The sequence below is a fragment of the Mycobacterium sp. PDNC021 genome, assembly GCF_048282635.1.
GTDB lineage: Bacteria > Actinomycetota > Actinomycetes > Mycobacteriales > Mycobacteriaceae > Mycobacterium > Mycobacterium llatzerense.
The window spans coordinates 953,852-968,067 of the sequence record NZ_CP182502.1; the positions used below are offsets into that span (position 1 = coordinate 953,852).

Sequence of the window (14,216 nt, forward strand, 5' to 3'; positions counted from 1 at the left end):
TTGTCGAACTTTTCAACACACTGTTGACCGACTCAACACCGTGTTGATACCGTCGGTACCATGATCGAACACTTCGATGTTGTCATCGTCGGCGCCGGCATCTCCGGCATCAGCACCGCCTGGCACCTCCAGGACCGCTGCCCCACCAAGAGCTACGTGATCCTGGAACGCCGGGAGAACATCGGTGGCACCTGGGACCTGTTCAAGTACCCCGGCATCCGCTCGGACTCCGACATGTTCACCCTCGGCTTCCGGTTCAAGCCGTGGGAGTCGGCCAAGTCGATCGCCGATGGCCAGCACATCTGGGACTACATCAACGAGGCCGCCGACGAGAACGGCATCCGCCAGCACATCCGCACGGGTCAGCAGGTCACCTCGGTGGACTGGTCGGACGCCGACAACCGCTGGACCATCGACATCGTGGCCGGCGGCGAAGCCAAGCAGATCACCGCGTCGTTCCTGTCGGTGTGCAGTGGCTACTACAACTACGACCAGGGCTACTCGCCCGAGTTCCCCGGCGCCGCCGACTTCAAGGGACAGATCATCCACCCGCAGCACTGGCCCGAGGACCTCGACTACACCGGCAAGAACGTCGTCGTCATCGGTTCCGGCGCAACGGCCGTCACGTTGATCCCGTCGCTCGTCAACGGCGGCGTCGGTCACGTGACGATGCTGCAGCGTTCACCCACCTACATCGGCGCGTTGCCGCTGGAAGACCCGGTGGCCAAGCAGACCAACAAGTTCCTGCCGAAGCACTTGGCGCACTTCGTGAACCGCTGGAAGCAGATCGGCTACAGCACCGGGCAGTACCAGCTCGCCCGCAAGTTCCCGGCCGTGTTCAAGAAGGCGCTGCGCCAGATGGCTGAGCGTCGACTGCCCGAAGGCTTCGACTACGACAAGCACTTCAGCCCGCGCTACAACCCGTGGGACGAGCGAGTCTGCTTGGCGCCCAATGGCGATCTGTTCAAGGCCATCCGCTCGGGCAAGGCCGGCGTCGTCACCGACACCATCGCGACCTTCACCGAGAACGGCATCAAGCTTGCCTCCGGCGAGGAGCTGCAGGCCGACATCATCGTCACCGCAACGGGTTTGAACATGCAGCTGTTCGGTGGCGCGACCGCTCACCGCAACGGTGAGCCGATCGACCTGCCCGGCTGCATGACCTACAAGGGCCTGATGCTCTCGGGCGTGCCGAACATGGCGATCACCTTCGGGTACACCAATGCGTCCTGGACGCTCAAGGCCGACCTGGTGTCCGAGTTCATCTGCCGCGTGCTGAACTACATGGACGCCAACGGTTTTGACCGCGTCGAGCCGCAGCACCCCGGTGGCAGCGTCGACGAACTGCCGTTCATGGACTTCACCCCCGGCTACTTCAAGCGCGCCATGGACAGCCTGCCCAAGTCGGGCTCGGAAGCGCCTTGGAAGCTGAAGCAGAACTACTTCTTCGACATGCGGACCATCCGGTACGGCAAGGTCGACGAGCAGTCCCTACAGTTCACCAAACACCGTGTGGCCGTGAACGTTTAGTTCGCTGCCCAGCAGATGCAAACTGCCCCTTCTCGAACGAGAAGGGGCAGTTTGCGTTTGTTCGTGATTACGGGGTAACGACGACGATGCCGTCCTCGTCGCAGTAAGCGATGTCGCCGGGGACGAAAGTGACGCCGCCGAAGGTGACCTCGACGTCGCGGTCGCCCGCTCCGGTCTTGGTGCCCTTGCGGGGGTTGGTGCCCAGCGCCTTGATGCCGACGTCGATGGTGCGCAGCGTCGACGCGTCGCGCACCGGGCCGTTGACGATGACGCCCGACCAGCCGTTGTCGTGGGCGAGACCGGCGATGATGTCGCCGACGAGGGCGGTGTGCAGTGATCCGTCGCCGTCGACCACCAGGACGCCGCCGTCGCCAGGCGTCGATAGGATCGACTTGAGCAGGGCGTTGTCCTGGAAGCACTTCACCGTGGTGATCCGGCCGGCGAACATGGTCCTACCGCCGTAATTCTGCAACTGCAGATCGCAGCTGCGGACATCGGGATAGATCTCGTCGACGAGGTCAGCGGTGGCGCGGGGTTCGATGGTCACCCGCCGATTATCTCAGGGGCGCTGTCAGTCGGCGGCGCGGCGTCGGACCAGCAGCACGAGGAGCAGGGCCAGCACGGCCGCGGCGATCACCGCGGCCGCCGGCACCCCGGAGCGTTGGGGAACAGGCGGGGCCAGCGTGAGGACGGGCAGTACGGCAGGTGCCGCTTCGACGGGCGTCGGCGGTTCGGGGGCCGGGAGTTGGGGAGCCGGGGGTTCGGGGACCGGCGGTGCCGGTGGCGCGACCTTCGGCGGAGCCTTCTTCGCGGGGGCCTTCTTGGCCGGGGCGGTGGTCGCGGCCTTCTTGGCGGGTGTCTTCTTCGCCGGCACCTTTTTGGCGGGCACCTTCTTGGCAGCGGCCTTCTTCGCCGGCGCTTTCTTGGCGGGAGTCTTGTTGGCCGGCGTCTGATTCGCCGGAACGCTGGGCTGCGACTCGTCGGGGGAATTCTGCTCGTCTGCCATACGGGTGCTCCTCCGAGCGGTCAGGACACCCCGAGGCGGGCCAGGACGTCTGCGTCGATGCCGTTGAGCTGGTTGTCGATGGCGGCGTGCGCGGTCCGTCGCTGCGGGGCCGGCATGTTCTCCGCCGCCGTCACCGCGGCAGAGAGGTCGGCCAGCTTGCCCGTCAGCGTCGTCACGAACTGCTTGGTCTCGGCGTCCTTGGGCTTGTTCTCGGCCACCTGGCGCAGCGAGCGCTCTGCGCCGGCGATCCGAGCGGACAGCGCGCCGCCGGTGCCGGAGAACTGGCCGATCTGGCTCAGCGGAACGCCCAGCTGGTCCGCGCGACGTTGGTCGATGACTCCGCGCGCGGAGATCGCCGCCCGGTAGGCCACCGGCACGACGACAGGCGCGAGGATTCGCGACACCATCAACAGCCGGCGAATCTTGGTCGGCGAGAGCAGCTTCCCTTCGCGGACTGCTTGCAGCCGCGTTTCAGCAACTTTGAGTGCCACTTTGTCGCTGTCGCGCTGGGCCTTGACGCCGGCCCGGTCCCGCTTGGTTTGCCGGCGGCCGTCCGCCTTGATGCGCCGGGCCTCGTTCTTGGCAGACAGCCGCGCTTCGAGTTTTGCCTTCGCCTTGATCGCCTTTGCCTCGGCGCGGCGGGTTGCCCGGCTCTTGCGTCGCTTGAACAGGCCCATTCCGGCTGACCTCCCGGTCGTCTCGACACGTGTGCACGATCTTGCTGCGATGGTGACGCCACCCTATCGTCCGTGGGCTGGAATCGGGCACCGGGTCGCAGGTCGAATTACGCCGCAATTCCAAGGTGGAATATCCCACATTTCTGACTACTTTATCCAGCAAACAAAGTCGGGCAGTTGTGCGACAATTATTCAGAATTCAGCAGAGCGGGTTTTCGATGCCATGAAAGCGGAGGGGACGATGGCGCCACGCCAACGAATAGCTACAGCTGCCGCTCTGACGGCATCTGGGCTGTTGATCGCTGGCATGGGCGGTGCAAACGCCTTCGCTGACTCTGCGGCTTCCGGTAGTGGCTCGAGTGACCACAGTGGCGGAGCTTCGCACCAGGCTGACAAGCCCGGCGGCAGCTCAACCGCTGGTGGCGGGCACAAGGCCCCTGGGCGGCCGACCAAGCCGACGGACGGCCAGTCGCAGACGCCGTCGACCGGTAGTACGGGTTCGGGCGCGAAAACAGATAAGCGCGGCGCATCGGGCGGCGTTGCCAAGGGTGGTTCCGAAGCGGGTGTTCACGGCCCCGGCAATACTGGTGAATCGGGCAAGGATACGTCCGAAAGCAATCCTTCCAGCAAACAAAACAATGCAACTTCGCCGAGTCGATCCGAGGAATCTGGAACATCAAACCCGGCCGCTGGCGAACATCAGCCGTCGGCCGGCTCGTCGACTCAGCAGACGGAAACCGGAACGACCACCGGCACCACCGCGCCCGCCGCAACGGGCGGGACAAGCCAACCGGAACCGGCTGGCACGTCGGGCCCGGCGCCTGCCACCGCCATCCACCTCCCTGGCATCAGCCTCCCCGGTATCAAGCTCCCCAGCCTGCCGAGCCTGCCCGGACTTCCTGGTCTACCGGCCCTTCCGCACCTGCCCGGTCTGCCCGCTCCGGGCGGTGTCAGCCCAGGCAGCGGCTCGGCAAGTCCCGCGTCGCCGACGTCGCCCACCAAGACTCCCGCCAAACCGAAGCCGGCCGCCGCGACGACCACCATCAACCTGGGGGGTCTGACGTTCTCCCTGCCGTCCGCGGCGGTCCACACGTCGCCGACCGGCGCCGTGCAGGGCGTGGACCTGACGAAAATCCCGCTGGCGGCACTGGTACCGCGGTTGCCGCGGTGGGATCAGCTCCCGCAGCTGCCCGACATGTCGAACATCCCGGTGCTGGCGCAGCTCGCCGCGATTCCGGTTTTCGTCCTCGCCCACATCGAGCCGGTCTATGACTTCGTCGCAGGGCTCACCAACGCCACGCTCGATGCCGCGACGTCGCTGCCGTTCATGCAGACGTCGATTTCGATGCTGAGCGAGCAAGTCGTGCCGGGCATGAATCTCGGACGCCCGAACCGCATGCCCGTGCCGACGGGGAGCCTGCCGGTGGCGCCCGTACTGGATACGCCGGCATTTCCCGCGCTGAAACTGGACAGCCCGGTCGTCGTCAGCGCGCCGGCCGAAGTTCCGGCGGTGCGGTCACCGCAACCGACCACTTTCGGCACAAAGAACGAGATCGTCGCCGAACCCGCATTCCGCGCCGGATATCCTGACTACCTGCGCGCAGCCGGTCTCAGTGAGGTGGCGGCGGTGGCCGTCCCCGGCTTCACCGGCATCCTCATCCTGACGGGCGCCGGTGGGCTGGTCGGGTACCGGCAAGCGCGCGCTGGTCACGTGGTCCGCCGCAGCGGCACTGCGCGATTTATGACCTGACAGAACGGGTCTGCGGCACAATTGATGGCAACCGTGCCAATCGCAGTGAAAGGGGGTTCGGCATGCCCGCGAGCCGCCGCGTCACACGCGCAGTCAATTCGGTGCTGGATCTTGCCCCGCGACGTGGTGAGGTCTCACTCGCCCGTCTCGTCGACGCGGTCAGTGAGGACCGTGGCCGCCCCATCGAGGTGACCATGGCCGACCTGCCCGCCGGTGTGTGCGGACAGTGGCGCCAGTACAACGACCGCGATGTGTTCCTCTTGCAGAAGGGACTCCCGGCCGGTGACCGGACCCTCGCCCACGAACTCGGCCACCTCGTTCTCGGCCATGACGGCGTCTCCGTTGTCGAGGCCGCCCGGGACTCCATGGAGCTGGCGAGTTCCGATCTCATCGGTTACATGCTGAATCAGCGGACCGGTTGCATGGGGCCGGCCGGTGAGGAAGCCGAACAGGAAGCCGAGGACTTCGCCGCGCTGCTGATCCACCGGCTGGGTCGTCTGCCCTCTGACCGGTCCTCGATCGTCCAGATCCGTCTCGGCGAGGCGTTTGGTTGATCATCTGGGTAATCGCCGGCCTGCTCGGCCTGGCGACCGGCCTTCGTATCGGTTGGGCACTGGTCAACAAACAGTCGCTCGTCAGCGCAGCGATGATCGTCGCACTCGGCAGTCTGGGTTTGGTCGCGGCGCTGAACTGGGAGCCGCTCACACTGCTCCTCGACACCATCCTGCACTGGCCGAACGTGTCCAGCATGCTCAGCCAGGTGGCGCTGATCGCGTGTGCCGCCGGCAGCTGCGTCATGATCACCTCGGCGTCGTCGAGCCGTAAACCGTTGGCGATCCGGCGCATCGCCATGGCCCAGTACAGCGTCGCCGCGGCCATCGCGGTGCTCACGCTGGTGCTGTTCTTCCTGACCCCGCGGCAGCCCGAGATGGCGCCGGAGGAGTACCTGCGCCGGAATCTCGGTTCGGGCGGCAACTCGCTGTCGTGGCTGCTGCCGTTGCTGTATGTGCTGTTGGCGCTGACGCTGGTCGCCTGGGCAGGGGTGCGTAACTCCAACCGGACCCGGCGGGGCCGGGCCTTGTTCGTCTTCAGCATCGGCATCGTGCTGATCGTGCTGGCCAGTGCGTTCATTCTGCTGCGCGCCGTGGGCAGCACCCAGCTGGTCGGAGTCGGCGCGGCAGCGACGATCCTCGGCTGCGCCATGCTGGTGGTGGCCAGTGGCTCACTGCTGCCCAGCGTCGAGGACTGGTTCGGGGCCCGGCGGGAACTGCGGACCATCGCTCCGCTGCTCGCCGAGCTGAGTCGCCGTCACCCGAACATCGGGATCGGCGTGCGCCCGCGCGGGCCACTGTTGTTTCGGGTTGCCGAGCAGATGTCGCTGATTTCGGACGCGCTGTACCTGGAGGCCACCGCTGTGCTGGACGGTGGCGGCGCAGGGGGCAGTCAACGCGTCGACGTCGCGCCCGATGCACAGGCACGGCGGGTGGCCAGCTGGATCTACGACGGTCGCAGCGACCGGCCGAAGGGCGCGTCGCGCACGAAGTTTCCCGGGCCGAGCTGGCTGAGGCAGCCCGCGACGTATTCGGATCGGGAGTGGATTCTGGCGATTGCCGCGGAGTTCCGCGGGCTGGAGCGGCAGGGTAAGGCTGACGCGACCGGAGCGGCCGCCAAGGCGCCGGTAAGTCGGGTTAAAGCAGTACGACCAGCGGATTAACGGAATCCGCTGGTCGTAATGTGGTCTAGCCCGGTCAGGCTAACCGGATTAGCTGTCGAGGTTCTCTTGGCGACGCAGCTCGTCGACCTTGTCGGCGATGTCCTTCTTGGCTTCCGGGGACAGGCCGACGGTACGAGCGGCAATGCGGCGGATGCCCTCATCGCGCATGTTGGCGAGCCAGGTCAGCTCCCGGTCGAGCTTCTCGTAGTACTCGTCGTCGGTGAAGTAGGCCGGCTTGATCCTGAAGAAGTTGGCAAGCGCGGCCATGGTCGCGACGGACGGGTTGGTCCGGTTGCCCGAACGCAGCTGCGACAGGTACGGGGCGGACATGGTCACACCTTCGGCCTTGAGTGCAGCGATGACCTCGGCAGATGTGTGTGCACCGCGTCCTGGCGGGTAGACGGTGTCAAACAGCCGGTTCAGCCGAGCGGCGAACGTCATGCTCATCGGTTCTTCCTCCACTTAACGATATCTCTAGGCGTCAGTGTCACTATTTGCTGACTATCGTAGCGAGAGTTGCGCCGGGAGCCAAGTGCAAACCACGGAAAACTCGATCCAGCTACCAAATTTGTCGACCTAAAGGCCTCCGAACAGGGATTCTAAGCGCGGATCTCAGGGCCTGCCTGCAGTCGGAGGAGGCAAATTTTGACGCGTGTGCTATTTTGCCCGGACCTCGGCCGCGCGACGCACCGCAGTCTCTGTCGGGTGGTGGACGATTCAGCAATCCGGGGGCAGTGCAGTCGGAATCGTCCTCAGTGTTTGCCGTTAGCCTACCGGCCATTAACCATGGCGGCAGGACGTGGCAACCGCCCGCGCTGATGGTCGAGTGCGCTGGGCGGCATGGCGCCGACGCGGCAATAATGCGTACTTCTTTGCTGTTAACCCACTGTTGGGTTAGGCGGCAAGCAGCATCGCGAGAATCGCGGTATCGGGGTGGCTGATGGGGTCCACTCCGACCCTGCTCACCATCGATGTGATGGTGCCATCCGCTTCAGCTTCGACCCAGGCGGCCCGGTGGTCGAGTCCCAGGTAAGGAAGTCCGGGCAGGAGCAGGCAGCCGGATGCGGCACCGCGGCACTCCGGGAGGGAAGGCGTCGTCTCGGCGGGCGGATGGAGCATCAGCAGTGCCGTCGGCTGGTGGTCGGCGAAGTATCCGGGTGGCACCGCGGCTTCGCCAACAACGGGGCCTTCGGCGAGAACCAGGCCGACCGTTCCCGGCTGCGGATGTTCTGGAAGTTCTTCGCGCGCCCCGAAGATGGTGGTGGTTGCCAGCAAGCCGGGCAGTGAGGCCACCCGCACGGCGACCATCAGTAGCTGGGCCCATTCCTTGGTGGAATCCGGCCACCGCCCGGAGACCACGAACCCCTTCAGTGCACCGCCGGAATGGAACGGTGCAATCTCGACCGCTTGACCAGACCCGCTGTCCATGGCTGCCTCCGGGTGCTCAAACAACAATCCATCGATACGACAGTGGATCGCTGATTCCAGGGTGCGGCAGTGGCGGGTTAGCACGCAAGAGTGCCCGAGTGCCAGAAGTGTCACGTGAGCCGAAAGTGGATTTCGGCTCGCGCAGTTGGAGTTCCGGTGGTAACGAGAACGGGGCGCCGCGCACAAGCGCGACGCCCCGTTGCCCTTCAAACGCGAGATCAGCCGAAGATCAGACCATTGGTCTTCGTGGTGGCGGCGGCGAAGCGCTCCTGCACGTCGGCCCAGTTGACGACGTTCCAGAAGGCCTTGACGTAGTCCGCCTTGACGTTCTTGTACTGCAGGTAGAAGGCGTGCTCCCACATGTCGACCTGCAGCAGCGGGATGATGCCGAGCGGCACGTTGGCCTGCTGGTCGTACAGCTGGAAGGTCAGCAGCCGGCCGCCGAGGCTGTCGTAGCCGAGCACTGCCCAGCCCGAGCCCTGCAGGCCATTGGCGGCCGCGGTGAACTGCGCGCGGAACTTGTCGAACGAACCGAACTGATCGTCGATCGCCTGTGCGAGCTCGCCCGTCGGCTTGTCGCCACCGTTGGGGGACAGGTTCTTCCACCAGATCGAGTGGTTGACGTGGCCGCCGAGGTGGAAGGCCAGGTTCTTCTCGTTCAGGAAGATCGCAGCGTGGTCGTCTCCGGCCCGCGCCTCCTCGAGCTTGGCCACCGCATCGTTGACGCCCTTGACGTAGGCCGCGTGGTGCTTGCTGTGGTGGATTTCGTTGATCTGACCGGAGATGTGCGGCTCCAGAGCGCCGTAGTCGTAGTCCAGTTCCGGCAAGGTGTACTCAGCCACAGGATTCCTTCCTTAGATGATCGCGTGCGGGATCAACGACCCTAGTCGGGGTTCGTCCACAGATCCGAGACCACATTGCTCCATCGCTGCGCGCACCGCAAGGACACCCCCGTAACAGGGGTGGGATCGATGCCCGTTGGGGCTTTAGACCAGAACGATCAGAACAAGCACCAGCAGCAGGACCAGCGCGATGATGCCGGCGCGGATGCAGGCGACCAGTTGGCTGTTGGTGCGGGATGGGAAAGCGGAATGCCACTCCGGCGATGCGCCCGAACCTGGACGCAACGGATGTGCCGCCATTGCATGCTCCCTGACCTGCCAGAACAATCCTGGGTTCCCGATTTCGAGCGGAGTGAGGATTGTCACAACCGGATGTTGTGACGCCGATCATAACCATTTGCCGGCGGGACGGGGAAATCGGGCGCCATCGGCGGCGGGTCGGGTCCGCGGCCCCAAAAGTACTTAGCTCGACAAGCTTTTTCGCTCAGTCCGCGTGTCGGCCTGTTGATCAATCGGGTCGAGCGGCCACGCGTTTATCCCCAGTCAATTACGGGTTTGGCGCGCTACCGCCGGTACGGGCATCCGCTGGCGGGCCGGTGCCCTGTGGATGAACCTGTGGAAACTGTGGATAGTTCGGCGATTGCTGTGGTGGCGTGCCGTGGTGGCGCAAGTGCTCCCCGTGCCAGCATGTACCCATGGACGATGTGCACGTGCCAGAGATTGACGTCGATCAGTTGCCCGCCGAGTTCGACTCGACCGCGGTCCTGCTCGACGTACGCGAAGACGACGAGTGGGCCCGTGGCCATGCCTCCGGGGCGCAGCACATCCCGATGAGCGAGGTGCCTGCCCGATTGGGCGAGATCGACGGTGACGCCACGCTGTACGTCATCTGCCACGCCGGTGGCCGATCGCTGAAGGTCTCGCACTACCTGGCGCGCAACGGGTTCGAACCGACAAACGTCAGCGGCGGGATGCTGGCCTGGGCCGGGTCCGGCCGGGCCATCGTCACCGACGACGGCGCCCCCGGCGCCGTCTGACGGCCCGTAGGCTGGTCCCGTGATCCAGGTCTGTTCCCGGTGCTCGACGCGTTGGAACGTGCGTGATCGCCAGCGCCAGTGGTGCCCGCGCTGCCGCGGTCCGCTGTTGGCGCCCGTCGCGCAGCTGCCGGCCGCCGGGCAGGCGAAGTCGGCGCGCGGATACCGCTGGATCGCGGTGCGGCCCGGCCCGGCGCCGAAGCCGCGTCGGCACCAACCGCCGTTGGGGCCGACGCCCCATTACGACCACATCCCGCGCTGGGGCCTGACCGACGAGTTCACCGAACAGGACCCTGGGCAAGCCGTTGGGCCGGACGCATCGCATCGCGGACCGTCGACCGCGGTGGTGCAGACGGTCGCGGCCGTCACGATGATCGCGCTCGGGGCCGCGGCGCTGATGCACGTCGTGCGCTACATCTTGCTGCTGATCAACCGCACCGTGCTGCTCAATCCGTGGGTCGCGATCGCGGGCAGTTGGCTCGGCGTCGCGGCAAGCGTCGTCGCGTTGTTCACGGTGCTGGCGATGGCCATCGTGTTCACCAACTGGCTGATCGCCCGCCGCTCGGCGGCCTATCACCGGGCGGGCACTTCCGAGCCACGCCGCCGCTGGGTGCTGTGGGTGGGCTGCCTCGTCCCGGTGGTGAACATGTTCCTCGCGCCGGTGTTCGTCACCGAGATGGCGACGGCGGAGAACCGCATGAACGCGTTGCGTCGCCCGATCGGCATCTGGTGGGCGATCTGGGCCGTTTCCGGTCTCGTCGTCGCGTGGTCCATCTGGGGCATGTTCGCGACCGATCCGCAGGGCATCGCCGACAGCACCGAGGTGACGATCATCGCGTACCTGATGGGCATGCTGGCGCTGGCGATGGTCCTACGCGTCTATCACGCCTTCGAGCGGACGCAGGCCGACGCACCGGCACGGCGCTGGGTCGTCGCGGGCGCCGAGGAAAGCGTTGGGAAAGCGGAGGCATCGGCCGCGGATTCGTCCGTTCCGGTTGAGGCCGCACCGGAGGAACCGGCAGCATAGGACCATGGCCTCGGACGGGCAGGACGGCATACTCGGTCACCCATTCGTGGTGGCACACCGTGGCGCGTCGGCCGAGCGGCCCGAGCACACGCTGGCGGCCTATCAGCTGGCCCTGAGCCAGGGCGCGGACGGCCTCGAATGCGATGTCCGTCTGACCCGCGACGGGCACCTGGTGTGTGTGCACGACCGCAAGGTGGATCGCACGTCCAATGGCACCGGGCTGGTGAGCGAGATGAGCCTGGCGCAGCTTCGCGAATTGGATTACGGCGCATGGCATTCGAGCCGGACCGACGGCGGTCAGAGTTCGGCCGGCCTGCTCACCCTCGACGAGCTGATCCGGCTGGCGCTGGACTGGGCCCGCCCGGTGAAGCTGTTCATCGAGACAAAGCATCCGGTGCGGTACGGCGCGCTGGTCGAGAGCAAGGTGCTTGCCCTGCTGCACCGGTACGGCATCGCCGCGCCGGCCTCCGCGGATCTCGCTCGCGCCGTGGTGATCTCGTTCTCGGCCGCCGCGGTATGGCGGATCCGCCGCGCCGCGCCGATGCTGCCGACGGTGTTACTCGGCGAGACGTCGCGGTACTTGGGTGGCAGCGCGGCGACGACCGTCGGCGCGACGGCGGTGGGGCCGTCGATCACGACGCTGCGTGAGCATCCCGAACTGGTCGACCACGCCGCCGCGCATGGGCGTGCGCTGTACTGCTGGACCGTCGACCACTACGAGGACGTGCGCTATTGCGCGGATCTCGGCGTCGGCTGGATCGCCACCAATCACCCGGGCCGAACAAAGGACTGGGTGCAGAACGGGCTGACCGGCGCGGGCCGGGACACCGGCCAGGATGCCGAAGGCTAGAGATTGCCGCCGGCGGCTTCGGGAGCGGTCGGGTCGACGGCGCCAGCACCGGCGAGTTCGCGGGCGACGAAATCCTCGAGGTTGAACAGGTTGTCGCCGGCCCGGTCGGCGATCTTCACGAGAGTGGTGATGGTCGCGACCTCTTCGACCTGCTCCTTGAGGAACCACTGCATGAACTGCTCGCCGAGGTAGTCGCCTTCTTCGCGGGCCACACTGGCCAGCCGGCTGATCTGCTCGGTGACGACGCGTTCCTGCGCCAGCGCGAGCTTGAGGGCGTCGGTCGGCGACGTGAAGGCGTTACGCACCGGGTCGACGCCGGGAATCTCGACCTCGATGTCGCGGTCGAGCAGATACTTCACCAGCATCATGGCGTGATTGCGCTCCTCGACGGCCTGCGCATAGAAGTGCTTGGCCAGCTGCGGGAGGTCTTCTCCATCGAAGTAAACAGCGACCGCAATGTATTGCTGAGAGGCGCCGAATTCGCTCCGGATCTGTTCCTGGAGGAGTTGGTGGAATTTCGTCTCGAGGCGCGTCACTTCGGTCATGGAATTCAAGATAATGCAGGTCAAAGGGCCTTGTCATGCAAGGTCAACCTAATTCAGGAAAGGATATCCTTACCCGGTGTGACGGGCGCAATATATTCAAATTCGAATTGCTGAATGGGAATAAAGGTAAGCCTTGGCTGGCGTCGCCAGAATTAGGGTGAGTGCAGCCAGCCCAGATGGCGGGCGGCCAACGCGTAGCCGACGAATGCCACCGTGTCGATCACGCCGTGCCCGATGATCAGCGGCCACAACCGGCCGGTGCGCCGCCAGGTGTACCCGAACACCAGCCCCATCACGATGTTCCCGAGTCCGGCGCCGAACCCCTGGTACAGGTGATAGCAGCCGCGCAGCAGCGCCGACAGCGCCAGCGACTTGGTCGCCGAGACGTCCAATTGGCGCAATCGGGTCAGCAGGAATCCGACGACGATGATCTCCTCGGCCCAGGCGTTGGCGAACGCCATGAGCAGCAGAACCGGAATGCGCCACCAGGTGTCGCCGAGCGTGCTCGGCACGACGTCGACGCCGATGCCCAGGGCCCGGCCGGCCACGTACAGCCCGAGTCCGGGCAGGCCGATCAGCGCGGCGAGTCCCAGGCCGCCCAGCAGATCGGGCCGCCAGTGGAAGCGACCAAGCCCGATCGCCGAGGGCCGGAAGCCGGTGCGCCACAACAGATACAGGGCCAGGGCGCCCCAGCCGACCAGGGTGAAGACCGGGCTGAGGTTGAGCAGGAAGTCGATGAAGTCGATCGGGGAGCGACGGTGGTTGAGCGCCACCTTCTGCCCGGACAGCCCGAGGATGACGGCCTCGGCCAGGCTGACCACGGCCGTGTAGGCCGACAGCCCGAACGTCACCGCCAGCACCACGGCGACCTCGATGCGCAGTGCGCGTCGTTCGTGGTCCTGCTGCGGTCCGGTCATCGCAGCAACGGTAACCGCGCTTGTCTAATGCTCTTCGCGCAAGCGGCTCATCGGTGCGCTCAGAGCTTGCGCGCGCGCAGCCCGTTGAGGAACGGGCAGCCCATCAATGTGCGGATGGCCTGGCTGAGGCCGGTGACGTCGTCGACGGGCTTGCTGAACGGCAGTCGGACGTCGTGGTCGCCGTCTTCGCGTTCGATGCGCAGCTGTACGCCGTAGCGGTCGAGGCCCAGCGGGCGCACGTGGCCGTGGCGCAGCGTGATCGGCAGCCGGCTGGCGAGCCGGTCGACCATGTCGCGGTGTGAGCTTTCCATGTGTTGCACCCAGTGCGATTCCATGGCGCAGAACGGATCGGGGCGAGCGTCCAGGAGTGCGCCGACGGGCACTGATTCGGCGCCGGTGGCGTCGGCCACCACGACGGACTCGACCTCGAGACGGACCAGCATGTACGGGGTGTCGGTTTCATCGTGGCCGGCGCCATTCACCTGGAGCAATGCGGGGTGAGGATTCTCGGAGGCGACCAGGTCGAGCATGGCCGGGACGCGTGCCGCGGGCACGTCGTAGAGGCGGCCGCGGAACCAGACCAGCGAGCGCACCCGTTCGCGCAGCGGCAGGGCGGCCAGGTCGGTCAGCTCCAGCATGGCGGCGACCCCGCCGGCTCCGGCGGCGGTGACGGTGGCGGCGAGCAGTCCGGCGGCGGGCACGGTCAGGACGACGGAGCCGTCGGCCAGCAGGTGGTGCACCGGTGTGGTCGTCGGGGTGACGCCGTCGGCGGCCAGCGTCGCGTCGGCGGCCCGGGTGCACGCGCTGCGGACGCGTTCGGCCGTGGTCGGTGCTGCGATTGTCGTCGTGAGGTCGCGCATGTCCCGCCTTCGCTAGTAAGTGAGGTAAGCCTAAGT

17 protein-coding genes are annotated in these 14,216 nt (G+C 66.2%); 7 read left to right on the forward strand and 10 right to left on the reverse strand.

Features of this window, described 5'->3' with window-relative positions:
* Nucleotides 1–60: 60 nt before the first annotated feature.
* Complete coding sequence (locus tag ACNO8X_RS04430; RefSeq protein WP_418004325.1) at nt 61–1,530, forward strand: flavin-containing monooxygenase; 1,470 nt, start codon at nt 61–63, stop codon at nt 1,528–1,530.
* Between the two features lie 67 nt (nt 1,531–1,597).
* On the opposite strand, the gene rraA is transcribed toward ACNO8X_RS04430, so the two are convergent.
* From rraA to ACNO8X_RS04445, 3 genes are read right to left on the reverse strand one after another with little or no spacing between them, the layout of a single operon-like run.
* Complete coding sequence (rraA, locus tag ACNO8X_RS04435; RefSeq protein WP_043402448.1) at nt 1,598–2,077, reverse strand: ribonuclease E activity regulator RraA; 480 nt, start codon at nt 2,075–2,077, stop codon at nt 1,598–1,600.
* 24 nt (nt 2,078–2,101) lie between these two features.
* Complete coding sequence (locus ACNO8X_RS04440; protein WP_418004326.1) at nt 2,102–2,536, reverse strand: hypothetical protein; 435 nt, start codon at nt 2,534–2,536, stop codon at nt 2,102–2,104.
* Between the two features lie 20 nt (nt 2,537–2,556).
* Complete coding sequence (locus tag ACNO8X_RS04445; protein ID WP_043402454.1) at nt 2,557–3,213, reverse strand: DUF6474 family protein; 657 nt, start codon at nt 3,211–3,213, stop codon at nt 2,557–2,559.
* Nucleotides 3,214–3,520: 307 nt separating this feature from the next.
* Between ACNO8X_RS04445 and ACNO8X_RS04450 the strand changes: the two genes are divergently transcribed.
* The 3 genes from ACNO8X_RS04450 (at nt 3,521) to ACNO8X_RS04460 (ending at nt 6,677) form a co-directional block, all read left to right on the forward strand.
* Nucleotides 3,521–4,963: a hypothetical protein gene (locus ACNO8X_RS04450; protein ID WP_418004327.1), complete on the forward strand. Its 1,443-nt coding sequence runs from the start codon at nt 3,521–3,523 to the stop codon at nt 4,961–4,963.
* A gap of 62 nt (nt 4,964–5,025) precedes the next feature.
* Complete coding sequence (locus ACNO8X_RS04455; RefSeq protein ID WP_043402463.1) at nt 5,026–5,517, forward strand: ImmA/IrrE family metallo-endopeptidase; 492 nt, start codon at nt 5,026–5,028, stop codon at nt 5,515–5,517.
* The gene (locus ACNO8X_RS04460) at nt 5,514–6,677 is read left to right on the forward strand and encodes a hypothetical protein (protein WP_418004328.1); all 1,164 of its coding nucleotides are present in this window, start codon (nt 5,514–5,516) and stop codon (nt 6,675–6,677) included. Before ACNO8X_RS04455 ends, ACNO8X_RS04460 begins: the two co-directional genes overlap by 4 nt.
* Nucleotides 6,678–6,725: 48 nt before the next feature.
* On the opposite strand, the gene ACNO8X_RS04465 is transcribed toward ACNO8X_RS04460, so the two are convergent.
* From ACNO8X_RS04465 to ACNO8X_RS04480, 4 genes are all read right to left on the reverse strand, one after another.
* Nucleotides 6,726–7,124 carry a helix-turn-helix domain-containing protein gene (locus ACNO8X_RS04465; RefSeq protein ID WP_043402926.1) on the reverse strand — a complete coding sequence of 133 codons (399 nt, stop codon included), beginning with the start codon at nt 7,122–7,124 and terminating at the stop codon, nt 6,726–6,728.
* A 447-nt stretch (nt 7,125–7,571) separates the two neighbouring features.
* Entirely contained in the window at nt 7,572–8,105 is a 534-nt protein-coding gene (locus tag ACNO8X_RS04470; protein WP_260935301.1) for a peptidase, read from the reverse strand.
* Between the two features lie 218 nt (nt 8,106–8,323).
* Nucleotides 8,324–8,947, reverse strand: coding sequence for a superoxide dismutase (locus ACNO8X_RS04475; protein ID WP_043402473.1), 624 nt, complete (start codon nt 8,945–8,947; stop codon nt 8,324–8,326).
* Between the two features lie 144 nt (nt 8,948–9,091).
* Nucleotides 9,092–9,247 (reverse strand): hypothetical protein, encoded by a 156-nt coding sequence (locus tag ACNO8X_RS04480; protein ID WP_197063891.1) that lies wholly within the window; start codon nt 9,245–9,247, stop codon nt 9,092–9,094.
* Nucleotides 9,248–9,642: 395 nt separating this feature from the next.
* Here ACNO8X_RS04480 and ACNO8X_RS04485 point away from each other — a divergent pair, with 395 nt between their 5' ends.
* The 3 genes from ACNO8X_RS04485 to ACNO8X_RS04495 are packed head-to-tail and all read left to right on the forward strand — an operon-like array spanning nt 9,643 to nt 11,858.
* Nucleotides 9,643–9,984, forward strand: coding sequence for a rhodanese-like domain-containing protein (locus ACNO8X_RS04485; protein WP_043402475.1), 342 nt, complete (start codon nt 9,643–9,645; stop codon nt 9,982–9,984).
* A 58-nt stretch (nt 9,985–10,042) separates the two neighbouring features.
* On the forward strand, nt 10,043–11,008 hold the full coding sequence (locus tag ACNO8X_RS04490; protein ID WP_418004329.1) for a DUF4328 domain-containing protein: 966 nt from the start codon (nt 10,043–10,045) through the stop codon (nt 11,006–11,008).
* 4 nt (nt 11,009–11,012) lie between these two features.
* Nucleotides 11,013–11,858 (forward strand): glycerophosphodiester phosphodiesterase, encoded by an 846-nt coding sequence (locus ACNO8X_RS04495; protein WP_418004330.1) that lies wholly within the window; start codon nt 11,013–11,015, stop codon nt 11,856–11,858.
* On the opposite strand, the gene ACNO8X_RS04500 is transcribed toward ACNO8X_RS04495, so the two are convergent.
* The 3 genes from ACNO8X_RS04500 to ACNO8X_RS04510 all read right to left on the reverse strand — a co-directional run bounded on the left by ACNO8X_RS04500 (nt 11,855) and on the right by ACNO8X_RS04510 (nt 14,180).
* On the reverse strand, nt 11,855–12,403 hold the full coding sequence (locus tag ACNO8X_RS04500) for a ferritin (RefSeq protein ID WP_043402482.1): 549 nt from the start codon (nt 12,401–12,403) through the stop codon (nt 11,855–11,857). The genes ACNO8X_RS04495 and ACNO8X_RS04500 overlap by 4 nt on opposite strands.
* A 152-nt stretch (nt 12,404–12,555) precedes the next feature.
* The gene (locus tag ACNO8X_RS04505) at nt 12,556–13,320 is read right to left on the reverse strand and encodes a CPBP family intramembrane glutamic endopeptidase (RefSeq protein WP_418004331.1); all 765 of its coding nucleotides are present in this window, start codon (nt 13,318–13,320) and stop codon (nt 12,556–12,558) included.
* 59 nt (nt 13,321–13,379) lie between these two features.
* The gene (locus ACNO8X_RS04510; RefSeq protein WP_418004332.1) at nt 13,380–14,180 is read right to left on the reverse strand and encodes a DUF2470 domain-containing protein; all 801 of its coding nucleotides are present in this window, start codon (nt 14,178–14,180) and stop codon (nt 13,380–13,382) included.
* Nucleotides 14,181–14,216 lie beyond the last annotated feature (36 nt).